19 protein-coding genes are annotated in these 22,925 nt (G+C 67.4%); 14 read left to right on the forward strand and 5 right to left on the reverse strand.

The genetic code is table 11. From position 1 onward, the window contains the following. The first annotated feature begins 36 nt into the window (after positions 1–36). The 11 genes from ACZ1J6_RS01935 to ACZ1J6_RS01985 all read left to right on the forward strand — a co-directional run bounded on the left by ACZ1J6_RS01935 (position 37) and on the right by ACZ1J6_RS01985 (position 17,225). Positions 37–5,703: an autotransporter outer membrane beta-barrel domain-containing protein gene (locus ACZ1J6_RS01935; protein ID WP_134094254.1), complete on the forward strand. Its 5,667-nt coding sequence runs from the start codon at positions 37–39 to the stop codon at positions 5,701–5,703. Positions 5,704–5,862: 159 nt separating this feature from the next. Further along, entirely contained in the window at positions 5,863–6,297 is a 435-nt protein-coding gene (locus tag ACZ1J6_RS01940; RefSeq protein WP_243841006.1) for an STAS domain-containing protein, read from the forward strand. Further along, positions 6,294–6,662 carry a response regulator gene (locus ACZ1J6_RS01945; RefSeq protein WP_086492540.1) on the forward strand — a complete coding sequence of 123 codons (369 nt, stop codon included), beginning with the start codon at positions 6,294–6,296 and terminating at the stop codon, positions 6,660–6,662. Before ACZ1J6_RS01940 ends, ACZ1J6_RS01945 begins: the two co-directional genes overlap by 4 nt. After that, positions 6,659–8,686 carry a chemotaxis protein CheA gene (locus tag ACZ1J6_RS01950; RefSeq protein WP_134094255.1) on the forward strand — a complete coding sequence of 676 codons (2,028 nt, stop codon included), beginning with the start codon at positions 6,659–6,661 and terminating at the stop codon, positions 8,684–8,686. Before ACZ1J6_RS01945 ends, ACZ1J6_RS01950 begins: the two co-directional genes overlap by 4 nt. Before the next feature lie 6 nt (positions 8,687–8,692). Beyond that, positions 8,693–9,220 carry a chemotaxis protein CheW gene (locus ACZ1J6_RS01955; RefSeq protein ID WP_465127382.1) on the forward strand — a complete coding sequence of 176 codons (528 nt, stop codon included), beginning with the start codon at positions 8,693–8,695 and terminating at the stop codon, positions 9,218–9,220. Positions 9,221–9,273: 53 nt separating this feature from the next. Further along, positions 9,274–10,962 carry a methyl-accepting chemotaxis protein gene (locus ACZ1J6_RS01960; RefSeq protein WP_134094256.1) on the forward strand — a complete coding sequence of 563 codons (1,689 nt, stop codon included), beginning with the start codon at positions 9,274–9,276 and terminating at the stop codon, positions 10,960–10,962. A 71-nt stretch (positions 10,963–11,033) separates the two neighbouring features. Further along, positions 11,034–12,839, forward strand: a complete 1,806-nt coding sequence (locus ACZ1J6_RS01965) for a methyl-accepting chemotaxis protein (RefSeq protein ID WP_134094257.1) — start codon at positions 11,034–11,036, stop codon at positions 12,837–12,839. Next, positions 12,836–13,309, forward strand: a complete 474-nt coding sequence (locus ACZ1J6_RS01970; protein WP_132267019.1) for a chemotaxis protein CheW — start codon at positions 12,836–12,838, stop codon at positions 13,307–13,309. Before ACZ1J6_RS01965 ends, ACZ1J6_RS01970 begins: the two co-directional genes overlap by 4 nt. A 130-nt stretch (positions 13,310–13,439) precedes the next feature. Continuing rightward, the gene (locus tag ACZ1J6_RS01975) at positions 13,440–14,252 is read left to right on the forward strand and encodes a CheR family methyltransferase (RefSeq protein WP_134094542.1); all 813 of its coding nucleotides are present in this window, start codon (positions 13,440–13,442) and stop codon (positions 14,250–14,252) included. A gap of 10 nt (positions 14,253–14,262) precedes the next feature. Further along, positions 14,263–15,345 carry a protein-glutamate methylesterase/protein-glutamine glutaminase gene (locus ACZ1J6_RS01980; RefSeq protein ID WP_208324845.1) on the forward strand — a complete coding sequence of 361 codons (1,083 nt, stop codon included), beginning with the start codon at positions 14,263–14,265 and terminating at the stop codon, positions 15,343–15,345. Then, positions 15,345–17,225 (forward strand): hypothetical protein, encoded by a 1,881-nt coding sequence (locus ACZ1J6_RS01985; RefSeq protein WP_134094259.1) that lies wholly within the window; start codon positions 15,345–15,347, stop codon positions 17,223–17,225. Before ACZ1J6_RS01980 ends, ACZ1J6_RS01985 begins: the two co-directional genes overlap by 1 nt. On the opposite strand, the gene ACZ1J6_RS01990 is transcribed toward ACZ1J6_RS01985, so the two are convergent. The 3 genes from ACZ1J6_RS01990 to ACZ1J6_RS02000 are packed head-to-tail and all read right to left on the reverse strand — an operon-like array spanning position 17,222 to position 19,622. Further along, positions 17,222–18,079 (reverse strand): SDR family NAD(P)-dependent oxidoreductase, encoded by an 858-nt coding sequence (locus tag ACZ1J6_RS01990; RefSeq protein WP_134094260.1) that lies wholly within the window; start codon positions 18,077–18,079, stop codon positions 17,222–17,224. The two genes, ACZ1J6_RS01985 and ACZ1J6_RS01990, sit on opposite strands and share 4 nt — an antisense overlap. Then, complete coding sequence (locus ACZ1J6_RS01995) at positions 18,067–18,432, reverse strand: hypothetical protein (RefSeq protein ID WP_134094261.1); 366 nt, start codon at positions 18,430–18,432, stop codon at positions 18,067–18,069. The genes ACZ1J6_RS01990 and ACZ1J6_RS01995 overlap by 13 nt, the downstream gene beginning before the upstream one ends. Next, positions 18,429–19,622 (reverse strand): aromatic ring-hydroxylating oxygenase subunit alpha, encoded by a 1,194-nt coding sequence (locus ACZ1J6_RS02000; RefSeq protein ID WP_134094262.1) that lies wholly within the window; start codon positions 19,620–19,622, stop codon positions 18,429–18,431. Before ACZ1J6_RS02000 ends, ACZ1J6_RS01995 begins: the two co-directional genes overlap by 4 nt. A gap of 15 nt (positions 19,623–19,637) precedes the next feature. Here ACZ1J6_RS02000 and ACZ1J6_RS02005 point away from each other — a divergent pair, with 15 nt between their 5' ends. After that, positions 19,638–19,856 (forward strand): hypothetical protein, encoded by a 219-nt coding sequence (locus tag ACZ1J6_RS02005; protein ID WP_134094263.1) that lies wholly within the window; start codon positions 19,638–19,640, stop codon positions 19,854–19,856. A 73-nt stretch (positions 19,857–19,929) separates the two neighbouring features. Then, the gene (locus ACZ1J6_RS02010; protein ID WP_134094264.1) at positions 19,930–20,502 is read left to right on the forward strand and encodes a ferritin-like domain-containing protein; all 573 of its coding nucleotides are present in this window, start codon (positions 19,930–19,932) and stop codon (positions 20,500–20,502) included. A 61-nt stretch (positions 20,503–20,563) separates the two neighbouring features. Here the strand turns inward: ACZ1J6_RS02010 and ACZ1J6_RS02015 are convergent, their stop codons facing one another. Further along, positions 20,564–21,280 (reverse strand): hypothetical protein, encoded by a 717-nt coding sequence (locus ACZ1J6_RS02015; RefSeq protein WP_465127383.1) that lies wholly within the window; start codon positions 21,278–21,280, stop codon positions 20,564–20,566. 20 nt (positions 21,281–21,300) lie between these two features. Next, entirely contained in the window at positions 21,301–21,774 is a 474-nt protein-coding gene (locus ACZ1J6_RS02020; RefSeq protein ID WP_134094265.1) for an NUDIX domain-containing protein, read from the reverse strand. A 169-nt stretch (positions 21,775–21,943) separates the two neighbouring features. Between ACZ1J6_RS02020 and ACZ1J6_RS02025 the strand changes: the two genes are divergently transcribed. Next, on the forward strand, positions 21,944–22,843 hold the full coding sequence (locus ACZ1J6_RS02025; protein ID WP_208324846.1) for a LysR substrate-binding domain-containing protein: 900 nt from the start codon (positions 21,944–21,946) through the stop codon (positions 22,841–22,843). Positions 22,844–22,925 lie beyond the last annotated feature (82 nt).

Consider the following 22,925-nt stretch of genomic DNA (forward strand, 5'->3'; position numbering starts at 1 on the left):
CCCGCCCCACAGAACTGCGCTAACAGGAGAATTGCCTTGAAGACCAAGCTCATGGCCGGCGCCTCGGCGCTGACACTCGTAATGATCGCCCCCGGCGTGTCCCTCGCGGCTCCCTACGGCGAGTGCGGCGTGCCGAACACCTCGGCCAACCCGAACGTCGCTTCGTGTATTTCGGATTCGACCCAGTTCCAGGACGGCATCAAATACGACCAGTCGACTTACGGTACCCCGGCCAATCTCAAGGTCGATCTCTACGGAACCGTGGTCGTCAACGCGACCACCGGTACGACGGGAGTCAACGTCAACGGCTCCACCGACCATGACGCGCTGATCGGCGCGCGCAACGGCGCGAAGATCACCGCGACGCAGGTTGGTCTTCAAACGCAGACCACCGGCGCCGGCAGTGCCGGCATCGAAAACCACGGCACGGTGGCGGCAGGCTTCGTCGGCGCCCAGGCACTCGCTTTCGGCACCGGCACGGCATCGATTGTCAACGCCAGCGACGGCAAGATCACCGTCACGCAGCCCTCGGCCAGTATCGGTGCCGCCGGTCTCGCCGTTACCGGGCAGACCGGCAGCGCGGTCAACCAGGGTACCGTCAGGGTGGACGCGATAGGCGCGGCCGGCTCGACTGCTTACGGTATCGGCGGCATGGGGCTTGGCGGCGGTACGATCACGCTGACCAACGCCAACAGCGTCACCGTCACGAACACGGACGGCGATGCACTGGGCATCGGCACACCCGCTAGCGCAGGGAACCTCGTCCTCGCCAACAACGGCAGCCTCGCCGTGACGTCCGGGTCTGGCAAGGCAACCGGTCTTGGCGCGGTGGGCAATGGGACGGCCGGCACGACGGTGGTGACCAATACCGGCGCGCTTTCCGTCACGTCGCAGAACGGCTTGGCTGTCGGCATGTCGGCTGCGGATCGCAGCGATGTCGCCCTGGCGGCCACGCGCACCAGCGCCGCGAGCGCTTTCACGGTCTCCGGCGTCGATGCCACGGGCTTCCAGGTCACCGGGGCGACCGGCGCGGTCAGCGTTGTCGGCACCGGCCAGACCGTGGAGGTCACCGGATCCAACTCTGCCACCGGAGTCTCGGTCGCGGGCGGCACGACCCAGAGCGTCGCTTTCACCCCCGCCACCGTGGGCGGCACGGCCGATGCGGGCGACGTGAACGTCAATGCGGGAGGCCAGGCCCTGGGCGTAGCCCTGAGCGGCGCGACGGATGCCGTTTCGGTCGACTTCACCGGCGCGCGCCTCTTGGCTACCAGCACGGGTGCCGGCGCGACCGGGATTGACGTGGCCGGCGGCAGTTCGGTCGACATCTCGGTGATTCCCGGCAACGGCAGCGGCGCGACGTTCGCGGTCTCCGCAGCGGGCGGCGAGGCCATCGGCATTGCCACTTCGGGCGCGACTGCTGCGCAGAACGTGCAGATCGGCGACACCTTCCGCGTCACCAATACGGCAGGATCGGCCACCGGCATCACTCTGGCTGACGGCACCGACCAGATCGTCACGCTGGATCATGGCGCGACCGTCACGGGTTCGGCAGGCGCGACCGGCATCGGTCTCGAAGGCGGCAGCGGCCTGCTGGCCGTGACCAGCAACGGTGCGCTCATCATCGATGGCGGCACCGGCGACGCCTTCGGCGTGACCGTCAGCGATGGTACCAGCCAGAGCGTGACGCTCACCGGCGCCCTTCAGGTTACCGGTGCGGGTGCGGCCACGGGCGCCAGCCTGTACGGCGGCACCGACCAGACCGTTTCGCTCGCTTCGGGCGCGACGGTGACCGGCGGAACCGATGCAACCGGCATCCGCCTCAGCGGCGGTAGCGGCGCGCTGGCCGTGACCAGCAATGGCGCTCTGACTGTCGCTGGCGGCACGGGCGAAACAGACGGCATCCGCGTCAGTGACGGTGCCAGCCTGGCGCTTGCGATGGACGGCGCACTGACCGTTTCGGGCGCGGGTGCGACGCGGGGTATCGATATTCAGGATATCCTCGGGACCATCTCGATCGACGCCGCCGACACTGTTCAGGTCACAAGCACCGATGATACTGCTGTCGGTCTGCAGGCGCGGGGCGACGGTGACGTCAGCGTCGAGCTTGCAAAGGGGCTGAACGTCCAGGGCAAGCTCGGTGCCGGCGGCGCTTTCGTGGCGGGCAGCGGCGCGCTGTCGCTGGTCTCGGCACAGGACTTCGTGGTGACTTCCGAAAGCGGCCTGGCCATCGGCGGATATATGCTGGGCGGCACCGCGCAAGTGGCGCGCTTCGATGGCGATGTCACACTGTCCGGGGCGACTGCAGGCGTCGGCGCGCTCCAGGTCAATGCCAGCGGACCGGTATCGCTGTCCGTTGGGGGTGATTTCACCGGGACCAACCTTCAGCAGGGCCTCTTCCAGTTCGCGGGCACGACCCAGTCCATCGATCTGGCCGGCAACTTCTCGCTGACCTCGGCCACCGGCGATGTCCTGGGCGTCGTCCAGTCCGGCGCCGGCGATAGCGCAAGCCTCACCGTGGCGGGTGCCTTCGATGTGACCGCGGCCGCGGGTTCCGCCAGCGGCATCGTTCTCGACGGCGCCAGTGCCTCGGTCTCGCTGGCCCAGGGCATGACCGTTTCGGCCGCGGGCAGCAATGCCACGGGTCTTTCGGCCAACCTCACGGGTGACGCGCAGATTGTGCTGGGCGGCGCGCTGAGCGTAACCAACGACGCGGCTTCGACCGGCGGCAGCGCCACCGGCCTGGCGCTGTTCGGCAGCGGCGCGCAATCCGTCGCGTCGAGCGGCCCGGTCACGGTTTCGGCCGATGGCTCGGCCACCGGCTTCGACCTTACGGGCAGCACCGGCGCAATCGATCTGGTTGCAACCGGTCTCGTCACGGTTGCGAGCGCCAGTGGCGATGCCCTCGGTCTCTCGATCGACGGCGGCGCCGACCAGGACGCGGTGCTGAGCGGCGGCCTGACCGTCTCCGGCGCGGGCACCGCCACGGGCGTGGTACTCGCCAATGGCACCGGCATCGCCAGCCTCGACCTGCCGGCGCCCCTCTCTGTCTCCAGCGGCGCGGCCGATGCCACCGGCATTTCCGCCGCCAGCGGCGCGGGCCTGGGGATCGACGCGCTCGGCGACGTGACCGTCTCGGCGGCCACCGCTGCCACCGGCGTACAGTCCACCGGCTTCACCGGCGCGCAGGATGTGGCGCTCGGCAATGTCGCCGCCATCGCGGGTAGCGGCAGCGTCCTCGGCGTCGGCCTCTCGGGTAACGGCGCGATCACCCTGGCGGATGCCGGTTCGATCGTCGCTTCGGGCACGGGCGGTTTCGGCGTCTCGGTCGAAGGTACCGGCACCGACGGCGCGATCTCGGTTTCGCTGGCCGATGTCCAGACGTCGGGCGACGGCGTAACCGGCGTGAACCTCGCCCAGACCGGCGCCGGTTCCAGCGGCGACATCGCTGCCAGCCTCGCTTCGGTAGTCACGACCGGCGCCGATGCGGCGGGCGTCACCGTGCAGGCTGGGCAGTCGGGCAATGTCTCGTTGACCCTGGGCAAGAGCGCCGCTCCGGCCCAGGCCCGGGTCGCCCTTGCTGCCACCGTGACGAACGGCGTCTCCACGCAGGGTGCCAATGCCAATGGCGTCACGCTCACCGTCGTCGAAGGCACGGGCACGCTGACCAACCTCGGCACCATCTCGACCACCGGCGTCAATGCCGCAGGTATCGCGGCAACAGCCAGCGGCAGCGGATCGATCGTCCTCGACAGCGCGGCCGTGACGACCACGGGCGCGGGTTCGGATGGCATTTCAGTCCAGACCGGCACGGGCGCCCAAACACTGACGGTGCAGAGCGTCATCGCCAGCGGGAACGGTTCGCGCGGTATCGCCGCGACGACCGGCAGCGGCGTAATCGGTCTGGCGGCCAGGACGGTGACGGCTTCCGGGAATGCCATCGAACTGACCTCCTCCAGCGGCGACATCTCGGCGGCTCTGGCGGGCGGCAAGATCGACTCTGCAACCGGCGCGGGCCTTGCCATCGTTACCGGCGGCAGCGCCAAGGTAACGCTGGCCAGTGGCGGCACGCTTCATGGTGCGACTTTCGGCCTGTCCTCGGACGCCGATGGCGGCCAGGATGTCCTGCTCGCGGGCACGGTGGGGGCTGGCAGCAACCACGCCGTTGCCCTTTCGGGCGGCGTCGCCACGCTGACCAACTCGGGCACGATCAACGGCTACATGACCTTCGAAACCGTCTCGACCACGCTGACCAACAGCGGCACCTGGAACGCCTTCGGCGGGGACACTGCGTTTGCCGGCAACGCCACGCTGGTCAACGGCGGCACGATCAACATCAATCCGGCGGCCGCCGCGGCTGCCACGATGAAGATCACCGGTCTCACCACCTTGCGCAATTCGGGCACGATCAGCCTCGTCAACGGTCACACCGGTGACGTGCTCGATCTGGGCAACGCGGCCTTCGTGGGCAGCGGCAATTCGCGTGTCGTGCTGGAAGCCAACCTCGGCGCCAGTGCAGTGGGCGCCAATGCGGCTCAGTCGGCGGATCAGCTCAATGTCGGCGCGGTTTCGGGCACCACGACGATTGCCATCAAGGACCTGAGCGGCGCCACCGGCGCGCAGTTCAATTTCGAGGGCATTCGCCTGGTGAACGCGGCTTCGGTCGCTACCGGGGCCTTCGTCCTCGAAGGCGGCGCGGTCAACAAGGGCTTCGTCGACTACCAGCTTCTGACCGATGCGGACGGCAACCTCGATCTCGTCGGCGTGCCCAGCACGCAGGCCTTCGAACTCGTCCGTACCGGCGCCGAAGTGCGCCACTACTGGCGTCGTTCGGGTGATGCCTGGTCGGACCAGATGCGCGCCACCGCGCCGCATGATGGCATGGCGCTCTGGGGCCAGATCCTGGGCGGCAGCGAAACCAACCGCTCGCGTCCGATCTATTCGGAAACGGTGCTGGGCACGGCCACGAGCTTCGCGCCCAATCTCGACGTGCGCGACAGCTGGTGGGGTGGTCAGTTCGGCCTCGACTGGGGCCGTGGTGGCGATTGGTCCGTCGGCGTGACCGGCGGTTCCGTCTCGCAGGAAGGCAAGGTCAAGTCGACTGGCGACCGCATCAAGCTCGACGGCGGCAACCTTGGCCTCTACGCCCGCTACCGCAGTGCTGACGGGCTCTTCGCCCACGCCCTGGCCAAGCTCGACCGTTATTCGCTCAAGTACGACCTCGGCAACGGCGCCAGCGCACCCAATTCGAACGGCACCAGCTACGGCGTCGAAATCGAGGCCGGATATCACATCCGCACCGGCAGCGTGTTCTTCGAGCCTTCCGCCAGCGCTTCGTGGTCTGACGCAGACCTCGACGGCTTTGCCGCAGCGGGCGGCGTCGGCGCGAAGTTCGACCATGTCCAGAGCTTCTACGGCCGGGCAGGCATGCGTGCAGGCGTGGAAACCCACTCGGGCGACTGGGCGCTCCAGCCCTATCTGGGCGTGAACTGGGAAGGCGAGATGAATGGCCGACCGGGCGCCACGCTGTCTTCGGGCGGTCAGGATCTCTACTTCCGCGATGCTTCGGAAGGCGGACGTGCACGTTGGGAGGCCGGCATTCAGGGCGCCTCGCAGGGGCTTTCCGCCTTCGCCAAGGTGGAAGGTGTGACCGGTTCCGGCACCAGCGGCATCGCCGGCCGCGCGGGTGTTTCGATCCGCTGGTAAGCATGGAAACGCGAAGCGCCGTCTCCTGATAGAGGGCGATCCGCAAGATAGGGGGCCGGCGCGCTGGGGTGCGTCGGCCCCTTTTTTCATGTCGGCCGGTATCGCCGTCGGCCACGCACGAAGGGATGTGTTCGGGAAGCATTACGGCCAGGCTTCGTTGTGGCTTCAGGCGAAAAAAATCGGCTGGGAAAGTCCATTTGTGCCGGATTTCCTCTAAAAACAAAGCATCCCCCCGTTCGCGCCGAAGCGGTTCACGCATTTGGCGAAATCCCAGAGGAAGTGATGCGCCACGCCATGGTAGTTCCGGATTCGGTGACGGTTCGATCCGCTCACCAATTCGTGGCAGTTCTCCGCGCGAAGCTTGAAGAAGATCAGGACGTCGATCTTGATCTGTCTTCACTGGCCGAAGTTGATCTTGCTTTCATCGAGATTATTTACTCTGCCCGCGGACAACGGGCGCGTGCGGGCCGCGATCTGCGGCTGACGCAGCCCGCCAGCGGCGCCGTAGTCGCTCTGCTCCAGCGCGCGGGCTTCCTGACGGACCTCACCCCCCCGGACATCGAATTCTGGTTCCACGGAGAACTGCCGCAATGACTGCCTCTATCCTCACTGTCGACGATTCCCCCAGCTTGCGCATGGCGATCCGCATCGCGCTGACCGGCGCGGGCTATGATGTCACCGAAGCCGGCGATGGCGTGGAAGGCCTTGCCGCAGCGGGCGCAAAGCGGTTCGACCTGATCATCACCGATCTCAACATGCCCAACATGGACGGGCTAACGATGATCCGCGAACTGCGCAAGGCGCCCGAACAGGCCGGCGTGCCGATCATCTTCCTCACCACCGAAAGCGACGATGCCATGAAGCAGCAGGCCAAGGCGGCCGGCGCCACCGGGTGGCTGGTGAAGCCCTTCGTGCCCGAACAGCTGATCAAGGTTTCGCGCAAGGTGCTGGGCCGGTGAGCACGCAGGACCCGGTCGCGGCGTTCCGCGTCGAGGCGGGCGAACTGCTGGACCAGATCGAGCACGGCTTGCTCGACCTGGGTCACCGGCTGGACGACCGCGCGCTGATCGATGAAGTGTTCCGGGGGCTGCATACGCTCAAGGGATCCGGCGCGATGTTCGGCTTCGACGCGCTGGCCGATTTCACCCACCACTGCGAAACCGCGTTCGACCGCGTGCGCAAGGGGCTGGCCCCGGCGACGCAGGAACTGGTGGCGGTGATCCTCTCCGCGCGCGATCACATGCGCGCGCTGATCGAGGGCGACGGCACCGGGCTGGAAAACGCTGGTGCGGCAATCCTGCAGCAGCTTCAGGCGGCGATCGACGGGGCCGGGGGCGAGACATCCGTTCCTGCTGCTTCTGCCGCGCCGACGGCGCAACCGAAGCAGGTCGCGTGCGGCGGCTGGCGCCTGTTCTTCCGGCTCCCCGCCGACGCCATGGCGAATGGCACCAACCCGTTGATGCTGCTCGACGAGCTGCGCGAACTGGGTGAATGCAAGATCGTCGCGCGCACCGATACGGTGCCGCCACTTGCCGAACTGGTTCCGACCGAATGCCACATCGGCTGGGACGTCGAACTGCGCGGCGACATCTCGCGTGACGATATCGACGACGTCTTCATCTTCGTGATGGACGACATGGAACTGACCGTCGAGCCGCTTGGTGACGAGGGCGCCGAGGCTGCGCCCGAAATCGCCGAGGAAATGCCTGTCGTGGAGGCGCCTGCCACCGCGCAGGACGGTCCCGCCAACCGTGCCGCCGGCAACCCGAGCGCCAACCCGAGCACCAAGCCCGCTGGCGAAAGCGTGCGGGTTCCGGCCGAGCGGCTGGACGAGCTGATGGACCGCGTGGGCGAACTCGTGATCGTGCAGAGCCGCTTGTCGCAGCTTGCCAGCGGGCAGGGTTCGGCCGTCGGCAACGAACTGGCGCTTCGCTCGATTTCCGAGGAAATCGAACGGCTTGCCGGTGAATTGCGCGATACCATGATGGTGCTGCGCATGGTGCCCGTTGCCAGCCTGTTCAGCCGCTTCCGCCGCCTGGTGCACGATCTTGCGCGCGAAACCGGCAAGACCATCGAGCTTTCGACCGAAGGCGAGACCACCGAAGTCGACAAGACCATGATCGAGCGTCTGGCCGATCCGATGGTCCACCTGATCCGCAACGCCTGCGATCACGGGCTGGAAACCCCCGAGGATCGCCTTGCCGCCGGCAAGCCTGCGGCCGGACAGGTTCGCCTTTCCGCCCATCAGGCGGGCGGCGAAGTGCTCATCACCATCCGCGACGATGGACGCGGTATCGACCGCGCCCGCGTGCGCGCCAAGGCGGAAACGCAAGGGCTGATCCAGCCCGGCCAGCAGGTGTCCGATCACGATCTGTTGCAGATGATCTTCCACCCGGGCTTCTCCACGGCGGCGCAAGTGACGAACCTTTCGGGGCGCGGCGTCGGCATGGACGTGGTGAAGCGCACGATCGAGAGCCTGCGCGGCGCCATCGACATCACCTCGGCGCCCGGCGAGGGTTCCACCGTGGTGCTGCGCATTCCGCTGACGCTGGCGATCATCGACGGGCTGCTCGTCCGCGTGGGCGAGGGCCGCTACGTGATCCCGCTGGGCGCGGTGGAGGAATGCCTCGAACTCAGTCTTGAGGAAGACCTGCGCTCGCGCGGTCGCAGCTTCATTACCTTGCGCGACCGGCTGGTGCCGTTCCTGCGCCTGCGCGAGATCTTCGACACCGGCACGCGGCCCGATCCGCACCAGAAGATCGTCGTCATCGCCACCGGCACCGAGCGTGTCGGGCTGGTGGTGGATCAGATCATCGGCAGCCACCAGACGGTCATCAAATCCATGTCGCCGCTGCACCGCGACGTGGCGACGTTCGCGGGCGCCACGATCCTGGGCGACGGCGGTGTCGCGCTGATCCTCGACGTCGCGCAGCTCGTCATGCTCGGCCAGAACCAGGAGGAGCGGCTTCGCGCCGCCGGATAAGCACTCATGAGCGCACAACCAACCGCCACGCAGTGGGATGCCGAGGGCAATCTCGAAGTGTTGACCTTCAATCTGGGCGCTGAGACTTTCGCGCTGGAAGCCACGCTGGTCCGCGAAATCCTGGACCTTCTGCCGGAAACCCGCGTCCCCGGCGCGGCGCCGCTGCTGGGCAGTGTCGTCAACTTTCGCGGCAAGATCATCCCGATCGCCGACCTTCGGCTGGCCTTCGCCATGCCGGCCGCCGAAGCGACCGTCGACAGCCGCATCGTCGTGATCGAGACGCAAGTCGAGACGGATGCCGGGGGCGAAACGTTCCAGATCGGCTTTCGCACCGACAAGGTTCACGAAGTGGCGACGCTGCAGCGCGCCGCCAGCGAGGAACCGCCCGCCGTCGGCATGCGCTGGCGCCGCGATTTCGTTCGCGAGCTGGTTCGCCGGCAGGACGGCGTGGTCGTCCTGCCCGATCTGGCCGCGATTTTCCACTCGCTGGTCGGCGGCACCGATGCCGCCAGCCAGCCGTCCACCGTCCATTGAGCCCAGCCGATCAACCGAGCCGATCGGCCGCGCCGACAAACCGCGGAGCCACCATGCGCGCAACCATCAAGCTGAAGCTTTGGGGGACCTTCGGGCTCCTGCTGATCATCATGACGGCGACTATCGTGGTCGGCGTTTCCCGCCTCACCACGCTTAACGACGCTGTCGGCAACCTGGTGACAGGCCCCGCGCGGCAGCTCGACCGCGCCCGCGCCATCGACAGCGGCGTGAGTATGATGGTGCGCGCCGAGAAGAACCTGGTCCTCACCGAGGATGCGGTGGAGCGCCGCGAACTGGAAACGCGCATCGCCGCCACGCGAGACCGGGTCGACCAGGAAGTGGAACAGGGCAATACCGCCGCCTCGGGCGAGACGCGCAGCGCCTGGGCGCAGCTTCGCGAGCAGTGGACCGCGTTCAAGCCGGTGAACCAGCAGGTGAGCGACCTCAGCAGCCGCGACAAGGCTGCCGCCGCTGCGCTGACCATGGGCGAATCGCGCGATCGGGTCCAGGCCGTGACCAAGACCGTCGAAGGCCTGGTCCAGGTCGAGCAGCGGACGATGGCGAAGGCCGACGACGACACCGAAGTGACCTATGGCGCGGCCCGTTCGCTGATGATCGGCATGGGGCTTGCAGCCGTGCTGATCACCGTGATCGCCGCGGCCTATCTGGGACTGGTGATCTCGCGCGGACTGAAGGCGGCCGGCGATGCGATGCGCCAGGTGGCCGACGGTGACCTTACCCGCACCGCGGAAGTCAGGTCCAACGACGAGATCGGCGACCTGCTGGGCCATGTGAACACCATGATCGAGCGCCTGCGCGGCGTGGTCGGGGATGCCACTGTGGCTGCCGAGAACGTGTCGGCGGGAAGCCAGGAGCTTTCGGCCAATTCCGAGCAGGTCTCGCAAGGCGCCACCGAACAGGCCGCCGCTGCCGAGCAGGCTTCGGCCTCGATGGAAGAGATGGCCGCCAACATCAAGCAGAACGCCGACAATGCCGCGCAGACCGAGAAGATCGCGCGTCAGTCCTCCAAGGATGCGGAAAGCAGCGGCGTTGCCGTGAACCGTGCGGTCGGCGCCATGCGCACGATTGCCGAGAAGATCGGCATCGTTCAGGAAATCGCCCGTCAGACCGACCTTCTGGCGCTCAACGCGGCCGTGGAAGCGGCGCGTGCCGGTGAGCATGGCCGGGGCTTTGCCGTGGTCGCATCCGAAGTGCGCAAGCTGGCCGAACGCAGCCAGCACGCGGCAGCCGAGATCGGCGCGGTTTCCACCGAGACCGTGCAGGCAGCGGCCGAGGCGGGCGAGATGCTTTCCAAGCTGGTGCCCGACATTCGCCGCACGGCCGAACTGGTCTCTGAAATCAGCGTCGCCTGCCGCGAACAGGATATCGGCGCCTCCCAGATCAACGAGGCGATCCAGCAGCTCGACCAGGTGACCCAGCAGAACGCCGGCGCTTCCGAGCAGATCTCCACGACTTCCGAGGAACTGGCCGCGCAGGCCGAGGAGCTTCAGGCTTCGATCGCTTACTTCCGCGTCTCCGATCACGTCAATCGCCGCAAGGCCGCGCCGGTGGCGGTCCGTCAGGCGGTCCAGGCGGCGGCCGTGCCGCGCAGGGCACCGGCCCGGCCGCCGCGCGCGCTTTCGGTGGCCGACCAGCAGGCCCGCGCCCGCGGCTTTGCGCTCGATCTCTCCACCGGCGGTCCCGACAGCGAGGACGAGGCGTTCAGCACCCACGCGGCCTGACGGCCCCGCCGACCAACCCACTTCAGATTACCGACTTTCCCCCCAATCCGCCTTCCAGGATTCCCATTGCCATGCGCGCTACCATAAAGATGAAACTGGGCGTGACCTTCGCCATCATCCTGATCCTGCTTGCAGTCGTCGTCGGCGTCAGCCTGACGCGCCTCGGCACGCTCAACACTGCCATCACCGACCTCATCAGCGGCCCGGCCGCCCGCCTCGACCGCGCGCAGCAGGTCCAGGTCGTGTTCGGCACGCTGGCGCGCAACGAGCGCAACATGACGATGACGAACGATCCGGAGCTGGTGAAGGAATTCGACGACAAGGCCAGCCGCTCGATGACCGAATTCGATCGGCTGCTGGAAGAAGGCGAGGCGAATGCCCAGGCCGAAACCAAGCAGGCCTGGCGCGAAATGCGCAGCTCGTACGAGACCTTCAAGCCGCTGGACGCCCGCATCAGGGCGATGGCCCGGGCCGGTCAGAACGACGAAGCCGCCGTGCTGGCGCTGGGCAGCGCCCGCGATTCCCTGGACCGCGTCACCAAGCTGACCGAGGACCTCGTCGCCCGCGCGCGTGAAGACATGGGGAAGGTCGATAAGGAAACCGACGCGCTCTATGCCTCGGCACGCGCCACGCTGCTGACCGTCGCCGCCGTCGCCTTCATCGGCGCGCTCGTGGGCGCGGTGTGGATCTCGCTGATCGTCTCGCGCGGTCTTGGCCGGGTCGGCACTGCGATCAATGCGGTGGCCATCGGCGACCTCGACAACGACGTGGAAGTGACTTCGAACGACGAGATCAAGGACCTTGTCGACACCGTCAACAAGATGACCGCGAACTTGCGCGTCAGCGCCGCCCTGGCCGACAAGATCGCTGACGGCGACCTGACCGTCAGCCACAAGCCCCTGTCGGAACAGGACAAGCTGGGCCATGCCCTCGTCCGCATGATCGAGCGCCTGCGCGGCGTGGTGGGCGATGCCACCGTGGCGGCCAACAATGTCGCCAGCGGCAGCCAGGAACTCTCCTCGACTTCCGAACAGGTCTCGCAGGGCGCGACCGAGCAGGCCGCTGCGGCAGAGCAGGCCTCGGCCTCGATGGAAGAGATGTCGGCCAACATCAAGCAGAACGCCGAGAACGCCGCCCAGACCGAGAAGATCGCGCGCCAGTCGGCCCAGGACGCCGAAGCCAGCGGCATTGCCGTCGACCGTGCGGTAGGCGCCATGCGCACCATCGCCGAGAAGATCGGCATCGTGCAGGAAATCGCCCGCCAGACCGACCTGCTCGCGCTCAATGCAGCCGTCGAGGCAGCGCGCGCGGGCGAACATGGCCGCGGCTTCGCCGTCGTCGCTTCGGAAGTGCGCAAGCTGGCCGAACGCAGCCAGGGCGCGGCCGCCGAAATCGGCGCGGTTTCGTCCAATACCGTCGATGCCGCCACCGAGGCGGGCGAGATGCTTTCGAAGCTGGTGCCCGATATTCGCCGCACGGCCGAACTGATCTCGGAAATCAGCGCTGCCTGCCGCGAACAGGACATTGGCGCGGGCCAGATCAACCAGGCGATCCAGCAGCTCGACCAGGTCACCCAGCAGAACGCCGGGGCCTCGGAAGAGATTTCCGCAACGTCGGAAGAACTGGCGGCCCAGGCCGAGGAACTCCAGGCCTCCATCGCCTACTTCCGCGTCGACGATGCCGGCAAGGCGCCCCGTGCCGCCGCCCCGGTCCGCAAGCCAAGCTCGATCTCCGCATCGATCAAGACGGCGGTGAAGGCGCCCGCGAAGCGCCCTGCGGCCGCCAATGGCCAGGCCCGCACCAACGGCTTCGCGCTCGACCTCGCGATGGGCGGGCCGGACGACCGCGACGACGCCTTCGGGATGCACGCGGCATGAGCGACGTCCAGGAGATCCAGGCCGTTACCTTCGGCCTGGGAGCGGAGATCTTCGCGGTGCCGGTGACACTGGTCCGCGAGATCCTGGACTACCGCGAAACCTTCCGCATTCCGGGCGGGCCGGACTATCTGCTCGGCCTCACCGACATGCGCGGCGAAGGCGTGACCACGATCGACTTCCGCCTGCGGCTGGGCCTGCCGCAGACGGAACCGACCCCGGCGACGCGCATCCTGGTGGTGGACATTCCGCTGGAGGACCGCGTGCTGGTGCTGGGGCTGGTGGTGGACCGGGTGATCGAGGTCACCAGCTTCCGGGCGGACCAGATGGGCGGCGCGCCCGATGTCGGCGTGCGCTGGCCGTCCGAATATATCGGCGGCGTGGTGAAGCGCGAAGAGGGCTTCACCGTGCTGGTGGACATGCCGCGCATCTTCTCGGCCGAGGAAGCGTCGCGCCTGTCGTTCGCTGCCTGACGTCCTTCGCTGCCTGACCCTCAATTCGAATTCCGGAGCCGCGCAGATGACCGCAACCGCGCAAACGACAGCCTTGGCCAATCGCACTTCGTCCAGTGCCCTCGCCGCAGGGCACCATGGCAGCGACCCGATGAGCAAGCGCAATTTCGCGCGGCTGGCGGCCTACATCTACGAATATTCCGGCATCAAGATGCCCGAGAGCAAGAAGACCATGCTCGAAGGCCGCCTGCGCCGCCGCCAGCGGGCAAGCGGGTCGCGCACGCTGGACGACTACTGCGACTACATCTTTGCCGGTGAAAACCTGGCGCAGGAAGGGCTCTCGCTGATCAATGCGGTCACCACCAACAAGACCGACTTCTTCCGCGAGCCCGGCCATTTCGACTACCTGAGCAAGGTCATCCTGCCGGAAATGACCGCGCGCGGTGTGCGTTCGATTCGCGCCTGGAGTGCGGCCTGCTCGACCGGGCCGGAACCCTATACCCTGGCCATGGTACTGGACGATCATGCCGAGACCCAGGGCGGGCCGGACTACGGCATCCTGGCCACCGATCTCGATACCGACGTGCTCGAAACCGCGCGGGCCGGCATCTATCCGGCGGAACTCGTCGATCCGGTGCCGGAAACTCTCCAGCGCAAATATGTGATGTTCCCGCGCGATCCGGCGCGGAACGACGTGCGCATGGTGCCCGCACTGCGCAGCGCGATCGGCTTCGCCCGGCTAAACCTGATGGACGATTGCTACCCGGTGGGTGAGCCCATGCATCTGGTGTTCTGCCGCAACGTGCTGATCTATTTCGACAAGCCGACGCAGAAGCAGGTCGTCTCGCGGCTGGTCGATTGCCTGAAGCCGGGCGGCCATCTGTTCCTCGGCCATTCGGAATCGATCACCGGGCACGACCTGCCGCTGACGCAGGTGGCCAATACCGTGTTCCGGAAGGGCTGAGGCAATGGTCATGGGCAAGAAGATCCGCGTTCTCGTCATCGACGATTCCGCCAGCGTGCGTCAGACGATGACCGCGATCCTCCAGGAAGATCCGGAGATCGAGGTGATCGGCTCCGCCCCCGATCCCTTCAGCGCCGCGCGGCGCATCCAGGAGGAAGTGCCCGACGTCATCACGCTGGACGTGGAAATGCCGCGCATGGACGGCATCACTTTCCTGCGCAAGCTGATGTCGCAGTGTCCGGTGCCCGTTGTCATGTGCTCCTCGCTGACCGAAGAAGGTTCCGAAACGCTGCTCCAGGCGATGGAAGCGGGCGCCGTGGATGTTATCCTGAAGCCGCGCATCGGCGTGGCGGACCATCTTGCCGAGCACAACCTCCAGATCCGCGACGTGGTGAAGGGCGCCTCCCGCGCTCGCGTTCGCGGCCGGCCTGCCGTTCGTGAGGCGAAGCCCGAAGCGCCGCAGAAGAAGCTGACCGCCGATGCCGTGCTGCCGCCGCCGAGCGGCCGGGCGATGAGCCGCACAACCGAGATGGTGGTCTGCCTGGGCGCCTCTACCGGCGGCACCGAGGCGCTGCGCGAAGTGCTGGAGGCGCTCCCCGCCAATGCGCCGGGTGTCGTCGTGGTCCAGCACATGCCCGAGAATTTTACCCGCGCTTTCGCCAAGCGTCTCAACGGCCTTTGCGAAGTGGACGTGAAGGAAGCCGTGGACGGCGATCCGGTGCTGCGCGGCCATGTGCTGATCGCGCCGGGCGGCAAGCACCTGATGCTGGAGCGGCAGGGCGCGCGCTATCACGTCGCGGTCAAGGACGGTCCACTGGTCTCCCGCCATCGCCCTTCGGTGGACGTGCTGTTCCGCTCCGCCGCGCGCTCGGCCGGATCGAACGCGGTGGGCGTCATCATGACCGGCATGGGCGACGACGGCGCGCGGGGCCTGCTGGAAATGAAGCAGGCCGGCGCCCGCACATTCGCGCAGGACGAGGCGAGTTCGATCGTGTTCGGCATGCCCAAGGAAGCCATCGCGCGCGGCGCGGCGGACCGGGTGGTGCCGCTTGGCGCCATCGCCCGCGAACTGCTTGCGGCAACCAACCGATGATGACGATGGAAGAACATGGCTGGCCGATGACCGATAGTGCTTATTTCCCCGAACCGGCTTTGGACGAACCGGCCGAGGCCGATCTCCACAGGGGCGTGAACCCTGCCGTTCTCTCGCCCGATGGCCCGGTTGCCCCCGTCGTTTCCGGTGCTTCGCTTGGCGAACTGGCCGAGGCCATTGCCAGGATCGCGGGCGGCCTCGATGCGCGCTTCGTGGCCGCGGGCACGGCGCTTGCCCGTGCCTACGAGATCGTCGAAGGCCTGATCGGTGCGCTCGAAAGCGTGACCAATGCCTTCGAGCGCGATGCCGCCGATGCCGCCGTGGGCAATATGCGCGGCACGGCCGACCGGCTGACACGCCTGCCCGCGATCCAGGCCGCGCGGAAGGAGGCGCTGGTGTCGATCGAGCGCGCCAGCGCGGCGCTGGCCAACCAGATCGATCAGGTCAATCGCACCCTCAGTTTCCTGCGCATCTGCGGCCTCAACATCAAGGTCGCGGCGGCCGGAGCGGGAGACTTCTCCGGGTTCGCCGATACCATGTTCGTCAAGCTGGACCTCGGCGAAACCGAGATGGAGGGTCTTTCGAAGGAGATCGGCTGGCTGTCGGAAGCGGTGCCGGCGATGTTCGAGGTCGAACGCCAGCTGGCCGGCGAATGCGCGCTGGTGATACCGCATATCCCCCGCAAGCTGTCCGACGATGCCGTCGCTCTCCAGCAGCATCAGCTGGAGCTGGCGGAACGGGCCTTGCGGATCGCGGAAGTGGCCCGCCATATCCGCGCGCAAGTCGGCACGGCCCTGGGCGCGTTGCAGGTAGGCGACAGCACGCGGCAGAGGCTGGAACATCTGGCCGACGGGCTCCACGATGTGAGTGCCTTCATGGCCGCGCCGGGCGCACTTTGCGCAGAGGTCGCCGGAACGGTGGCGGATCATGCCCTGGCCCTGCTTTCGGCGCAGACGCTCGATACGCTGGACACGTTCCAGCGGGAATCGCGCCTGCTCGCCACCAGCCTGCGCGGGATCGGACCGAGCGCGGCCAGCCTGCTCGAACTGCGCGAGACCGATGACGGTTCGGGCGAAGGTGCAGATGGGGGCGCAGATCGGGGCGCAGGTGGGGGTGAGGGCGTGTTCCTTCACCGGCTCGAACGCAGCGTGGCCGAAGTGGCGACTGTCACCGAGCGCTTGCGCGAGGCCGATGCCCGTTCCAGCCGCCTGAGCAGCCTGGCCTCGACGACGGCGGAAAACCTCGCGCAGCGATTGGCGACCGTCCACCGCATCACCGGCGAAGTCCAGCAGATGGCCTGGAACACGGACTTGCGCTGCTACCGCATGGGCGAGGAAGGGCGGGGCCTTGCCGTTATCGCTTCCGAGATCCGCGGCTTCGCGGCCACGCTGGCGACGATCGCCCTGGGCATCGCGCAGTCCTTCGACGGACTGACCGCCGCGGCCGGCGTCATTCGTGGCTCCGAGGAGGATGCGCCGGTCGACGCCGGGGCGGCACTGGCGGAATCGCTGGATTGCATCCGCGATGGCGGAGAGCGCATGCGCTCCGGCCTCTCGGAACTCGATGAGGGTGCGGTTTCCGTGACCGCCATCCTGGAGGAAACCACCGGCAGGATCGATTGCGAGGCCGAGGTCGGCGGTCCGCTCGCGGCTATTGCAGAGCGGCTTGCCCTGCTCGGCCGGGAGGCGGACGACATGCCAGAGGACGGTGCGGAAGCGCTCGGCCAGCTGCTGGGCGCGATCGGATCGCGCTATACGATGGCCCGTGAGCGCGAAATACACCGCGCCTTCCAGCCGGGCGGCGTGGCGGATACGGCCCCTGCCGCCGATCCGTTCGACCTCGCCCTCGATGACGACGATTTCGACGACGGTCTGTTCTAGGAACTGCCGATCCCAGAGCTGGCCGCTGCCGGGGTACGGGTCGCGGAGGCGCCGTGGCGGTAGTCCGGCTGCGCGGGATCGCCGAAGGCCGCGAGGATGCGCTGCTGGCGCGCGGCCAGGCTGTCGCGATAGGCGGGGTGCGTGACGATATAGGCCTCGTCGTTCTGTACGGCTTTCACCACGGCCCGGCCAAGCCAGAGCGGATCCATCATGTTGGCCTCGATCATCGCGGCGCGTTCGGGATCGTCGGCGGCGCTGGCGGCCGCATCGTGCTGCGCCATCCGGCTGCGCGTGAGGCCGGGGAACAGGGTGGAGACCCCGACGCCGGCCGGCGCCAGTTCCTCACGCAGCGCGTCCGACAGCCCCAGTACGGCGAACTTGCTGGCCGAATAGGCCGCGAAACTGCCGAATGGCGTGAGACCGTTCATCGACGAGGTATTGACGATATGCCCCGCGCGCCGGGCCACCATTTCCGGCGCAAAGGTCCTGATGCCATGGAAGACCCCGGCGACGTTGATCGCCATGACATTCTCGAAGGCATCCGGGGTCACGTCCAGCAACGGGCCGAAGCCCGTGGAGATGCCGGCGTTGTTGCAGAGCACGTCGACCTCCCCGAAGCGCTTTGCCACGGCGTCCTTGGCCCTTTGCCAGCTATCGGGATGGCGGACGTCCAGCTTCACGATTAGGACTTCGGAGCCCGGTGGCAGCGTTTCCGCTTCTTCCTGCGCGAAGTCCGGGCTCAGGTCGGCCAGCACGATACGGGCGCCGCGTTCGGCGAAGGCCCGGGCCATTCCGCCGCCGATGCCGCCACCGCCGCCGGTGATGAAGATCGTCTTGCCGCTCAGTTCGAACATGATGAAATCCCCTGATCCGCCGTGGAGCGATCGATCCGCATCCGGTCTCGCCAGACGGCACTTTTTACTTCGTCCGGTCCCTGGATTTCCACCGCCAGGGCGACATGGCCGAGCGACAGCATCAGGTCCATCAACCGCCGCCCGGCGGGGGGCAGCGTGGCGAGGTCCCGGTCGTCGAGCCAGGTGAGCGCGGCCTCCAGCAGCGGGCTTGCCGCCTCGAAGAAGGCTTCGCGGGCCTCCGGGCTCGATGCCGTGCGCTGCGCCGCCCGCCTCGCGGTGCCGGACAAGCCCCATTGCGCAACGAACGGCTCCAGCGCGGAGAAGCCGTCGGGCAGGGTTGACGCCTGGTTCATGGCCTCTCTCCCAGCGAACTGGCGTGGGCCTGGACGCGGGAGTCCACTTCATTGAAGAGATGGCGGCAGAGCGCTTCCATGCTCTGGAAATGGATATGGTCCAGCGCACCGCTGGCCAGGCCCTTCTGCCCGCGTTCGATCATCGCGATGTCCTCGCAGTGGATGTCGCGCAATTGCGCCAGGGCATATTCGCGGGCGAAGCGGGTGCTGGCGTTCCCGTCCTCGCCCACCCAGTAGAGCCGCACGACGCCGCGGGAGCGCTCGGCCGAGATCGGGTAGACCGTGTGCGAGAAGGGCTGCGTGGGCGTGCCGATGACGAAGAGGTTGGGGAAGAACGCCAGGTAGTCGCGACCGAAGGGCAGGTCGAGCAAGCCCTGTTCGGCCACGGCGGGAAGGCCCCGCATCGCGGCGGCGCGCTGGAAGGGCTTGAGATCCGGCGCGGGGTTGGACCAGATACGCTGGGTGCGGTGCGGACCGTCGAAGCCCAGGCTGGCCGGGTATCCGAAGGGATTGTCGCCGCCGATCCCGGCGCCGCCGGAGCGGGGGTGGATGAACCGCAAGTGGTAGTTTTCCTGGAAGTTGTCGTACGTCAGCTTCCAGTTGGCGTCGATCTCGTAGGAGTATTGGCTGAAGGTCGTGGCCCGCGCCGCCGGCATCTGCTCCAGCCGTTCGGCATAGGCGCCGAGCCATGCGCGCAGGGGCGGCGCATCCGGATCGAAATTGACGAAGAGCATGCCGCCGCATTCCTGAAGCGCGACCTGGGGAAGCGCGCAGGCGGGTTTGTCGAGATGGAATGCCTCGAAGTCCGGCGCGGACAGCAGCGCGCCGTCGGTTCCGTAAGTCCACATATGGTAGGGGCAGGTGAATTTCGACTGGCGGCCCGACGCCTCCTCCACCAGCTGCGTCCCGCGATGCGTGCAGACATTGTGGAAAGCCCGCAGCACGCCGTCCCTGCCGCGCGCGATCAGGAGGGAAGCTCTCGCAAATTCCAGATCGCGGCGCACGAAGCAGCCCGGTTCCGGCAATTCGCAGACATGCGCCACATGGATCCAGCTCTTGAGGAACACCGCCTGGCGTTCCAGCTCGAAGTAGGCGGGATCGTGATAGGCCCGCGCCGGGATCGGCCCGGTGCCCAGCCATGCCAGTTCATCGGGCGGGATGCGCTGAAAACTCGAAGCGGCGTCAGGCACGGAGCGATCCTCTCGTTGCGGATGATCGCGGGTGTACCGGGGGTATTTTATATTTCCAACACACCTGTTGTAAAAATGGCCGATCGCGGCCCGATGATCGTCATGGCGAAGTTCTTTCCGCCGGCTGGCGTCATCGTCGCGGGATCAGGGGCGCGGGTGGTGCCGCCCGGGCGCGCTGGGGCGAAAGCCGGTCGGAACCGCAGCGAAGCGGGCTTTCCGGGCGATGCGTCTTGAGAGTCGTTCGCGGGGAACAAGCGCGCCTGCGCAACCATTGCAACGCCAACAATCCCCTAGCGAGGAAACGACCATGACGAAGACGACCCAGGACCGCAGCGCCTTTCTGACCGACGTGGAAACCCTGCGGGCCCGTGCCCGCAAGTCGCTGGACGACGGGGCGGTGATGCCCAGCTATCAGGGCGATGTCGAAAAGACGATCGAGTTGCTGCAGACGGTGGTGGCAACGGAACTCGTCTGCGTCCTGCGCTACCAGATGCACGCCATCGCGGCCGACGGCATCACCTCGAAGAGCGTCGCGGCCGAGTTCGAGGAACACGCCAAGAGCGAGCACGACCACATGCTGATGGCGGCCAACCGCATCGATCAGTTGGGCGGCGAGCCGAACCTGAACCCAGAGGGCCTCGCGTCGCGCTCGGCGACGGAATATGGCGACGGCGGAAATCTCGTGGAGATGATCAAGCAGAACCTGATCGCGGAACGGCTGGTGATCGAGCACTATCAGGAGCTGATCCGCTATTTCGGCGACAAGGATCCCACGACGCGCATCATGCTGGAGCACATCCTGGCCGACGAAGAAGATCACGCGGCCGACATGCACGACCTGCTCGTGGCGCACGAAGGCCAGCCGTTCCTGAAGGGCTGACACCTCGCCGGATCCGGGCTGTCACGGCCGGGGTAGGCGCGGGGGCGTCGCCCGTCCGGCGTTATTTGCCCGCGGTTTCTTTCGCGGGCAGCAACCGGGCCCAGCGTGCGTCCAGCGCGGCCTGAGCGCCCCGCGCGCTCACCCGCGAGACCAGCGACACGCCGCGCAAGGTAATGCTGTGGCCGCCCAGCCAGTGGCCGGAGATGCTGTACCCCACATCGTAGATCGCCACGTCCTCGTGCGCGGTGCCGTCCACCAGGAAGCGCGTGGTGATGGCCACGGGCAGCCGTTCGTCGCCTCGGCTGTCATCGGGCAGGCGGGCTTCGTTGCGGGCTTTCTTCAGTGCCCGCTCGAACCAGGAAGCCTCGATCCGGGGCTCTCCCGTGGTTTCGGCAGGCGAGATGCCGAGCGGCGAGGGGAAGGCGAGGCGCTGGCTCTGGACGGACTGGTCGGCAGAGGCGGGCCTGAGCGCGATCTGATCGCCGCCGGAGCCTGAAGATACGAGCACGAGCGTCGCCGCCTGCGTCGACGCGCGGCGGGCATCGGCGCTTTTGGACGCCTCGGTTTCGCTGCGCTGGCTCCAGCTGTTCCATAGAGTCAGGCCGGAAATGGTGACGGCGATCACCGTCAGCACTTCGCCCAGGGTTATCCAGCGGCGCCGGATCGCGGCGGCCTCGTTGGCACGGGCTTCGGCTGCGGCGCTAGCCTTGGGGTCGGGTGTGGAATCGGAATCCGGGGCGCTGTCGTTCACGGCGGCGATTCCATCATCCGCGGCCATCGCCGTCAAGCGCAAGCTGCCTACCAGGTGCCGCCGCCCAGCGCACCTTGGCGATATTCCGCGATCCGGCGCAAGGTTGCGGGGGAAGTCGTGGCCGGCAGGCCGTCCAGCGCGAACCAGCCTGCCTGGGCGATCTCGGCCGTATCGTTGCGCTTCAGGCCGTCCGCGCTTCCGTGCGGAGTACGGGCGACGTAGATGACGATGTGGTCGTCCTTGCCCTCGGCCCGGCTGTGGTAGACGCCCAGTATGCGTTCGATCGCGGGGCGGGAGATCGCCACTTCCTCTTCGAGTTCGCGCAGCAGGGCCGCTTCCACGCTCTCTCCCTTCTTCACGCCGCCACCCGGCAGGTACCACTGGTCCATATAAGTGTGCCGCACCAAGGCGACACGGTCGTCCCGGTCCAGCAGGACGGCGCGGACGCCGATGGTCCGGGGCCTGGTCACTTTCCAGACGATCCGCGCCGCCTTGCCGAGAAGCCGATGATGCAGCGCCATGAAAACTCCCAGGAGGCGGTGTCCGGCCGCATGCCGAAAGTGGACCAGCGCCGCCCGCCCGGCAAGCGGGATTGCCGCATTCCGGCCGTCCCACTCGATTGCAAGGTCGCCAATTCGCCCCAAGCCGACTATCGCGCCCGATCGTTCGGTGAAAGGATGATGGGCGAACATGGCAGGATACGAACCGCCCCGCATGGATCTGCGCCTCTTGCGGCAATTCGTGGCCGTTGCGGAGGAACTGCATTTCACGCGGGCGGCCACCCGGCTCGGCATGTCGCAGCCGCCGCTGACGGCAGCGATCCGGCGGCTGGAGGAGGAAGTCGGCGCCACGCTCATCGAGCGCGGCCGCAAGACCGTGCGACTGACGCCTGCGGGGCTGGTCATGCTGGAGCAGGCCAGGCGGCTGATGCGGGCGGCGGAAGAAGCGCTGGCGCTCACGCGCGACACGGCGGAAGGCAAGCGCGGCAAAGTGCGGCTCGGCTATGTCGGCAGCGCCATGTACGGACGTTTGCCCGCCGCCCTGCGCGCCTTTCGCAGGGCCTGCCCCGATCTGCGGGTGGACCTGCATGAGATGACCACGGTCGCCCAGGTTCGCGCGCTGCGAGAGGGCACGCTCGATCTGGGGATCGTGGTTCCGCCGCTGTTCGACCTTGCCGGGCTGCGCACGGCCTCTTTCGACGAGGACAGGCTGGCGATCGCCCTGCCGGTCGGTCATCCGCTGGCAGGCGGCGACGCCGTCGATGTCTCCCGTCTCGTCGACGAGCCCTTCGTATGCTGGCCGCGAAGCGAAGGGCCGGGCTTCCATGACCAGGTCGTGAACTTGTGCGGCGAGCAGGGCTTCGCGCCGCAAGTGGAGCAGGAGGCGCACAGCATGCATGCCGTGCTTTCGCTGGTCGCGGTGGAGGCGGGCGTGGCGATCGTGCCGGCCAGCATGCGGCAGGTGCGCGCCGCCGAAATCGCCTATTTCCCGATTGCCGGGGACACTGCGCGCTTCGATCTTCTGCTCTGCCGTCCCGAAGGCAGCGTCCCGGCAGCGACGTCCCGACTGGAGGCCGCGCTGCTTCGATAGCCTGCGCCTATCACGGCGGCCTGTCATCGATATTGGACCGGGCCGTGCCTGCCCGCCATTTCGGCCGCGAACGAGGACAGGC

It is taken from the genome of Novosphingobium sp. BL-S-21, from assembly GCF_055521655.1.

Coding starts and splice junctions, on each gene's coding strand:
- ACZ1J6_RS01945 (WP_086492540.1), top strand. CDS start 6,294: ATGACTGCCTCTATCCTCACTGTCGACGATTCCCCCAGCTTGCGCATG.
- ACZ1J6_RS01955 (WP_465127382.1), top strand. CDS start 8,693: ATGAGCGCACAACCAACCGCCACGCAGTGGGATGCCGAGGGCAATCTC.
- ACZ1J6_RS01960 (WP_134094256.1), top strand. CDS start 9,274: ATGCGCGCAACCATCAAGCTGAAGCTTTGGGGGACCTTCGGGCTCCTG.
- ACZ1J6_RS01965 (WP_134094257.1), top strand. CDS start 11,034: ATGCGCGCTACCATAAAGATGAAACTGGGCGTGACCTTCGCCATCATC.
- ACZ1J6_RS01970 (WP_132267019.1), top strand. CDS start 12,836: ATGAGCGACGTCCAGGAGATCCAGGCCGTTACCTTCGGCCTGGGAGCG.
- ACZ1J6_RS01975 (WP_134094542.1), top strand. CDS start 13,440: ATGAGCAAGCGCAATTTCGCGCGGCTGGCGGCCTACATCTACGAATAT.
- ACZ1J6_RS01980 (WP_208324845.1), top strand. CDS start 14,263: ATGGGCAAGAAGATCCGCGTTCTCGTCATCGACGATTCCGCCAGCGTG.
- ACZ1J6_RS01985 (WP_134094259.1), top strand. CDS start 15,345: ATGACGATGGAAGAACATGGCTGGCCGATGACCGATAGTGCTTATTTC.
- ACZ1J6_RS01990 (WP_134094260.1), bottom strand. CDS start 18,079: ATGTTCGAACTGAGCGGCAAGACGATCTTCATCACCGGCGGCGGTGGC.
- ACZ1J6_RS01995 (WP_134094261.1), bottom strand. CDS start 18,432: ATGAACCAGGCGTCAACCCTGCCCGACGGCTTCTCCGCGCTGGAGCCG.
- ACZ1J6_RS02010 (WP_134094264.1), top strand. CDS start 19,930: ATGACGAAGACGACCCAGGACCGCAGCGCCTTTCTGACCGACGTGGAA.
- ACZ1J6_RS02015 (WP_465127383.1), bottom strand. CDS start 21,280: ATGGCCGCGGATGATGGAATCGCCGCCGTGAACGACAGCGCCCCGGAT.
- ACZ1J6_RS02020 (WP_134094265.1), bottom strand. CDS start 21,774: ATGGCGCTGCATCATCGGCTTCTCGGCAAGGCGGCGCGGATCGTCTGG.
- ACZ1J6_RS02025 (WP_208324846.1), top strand. CDS start 21,944: ATGGCAGGATACGAACCGCCCCGCATGGATCTGCGCCTCTTGCGGCAA.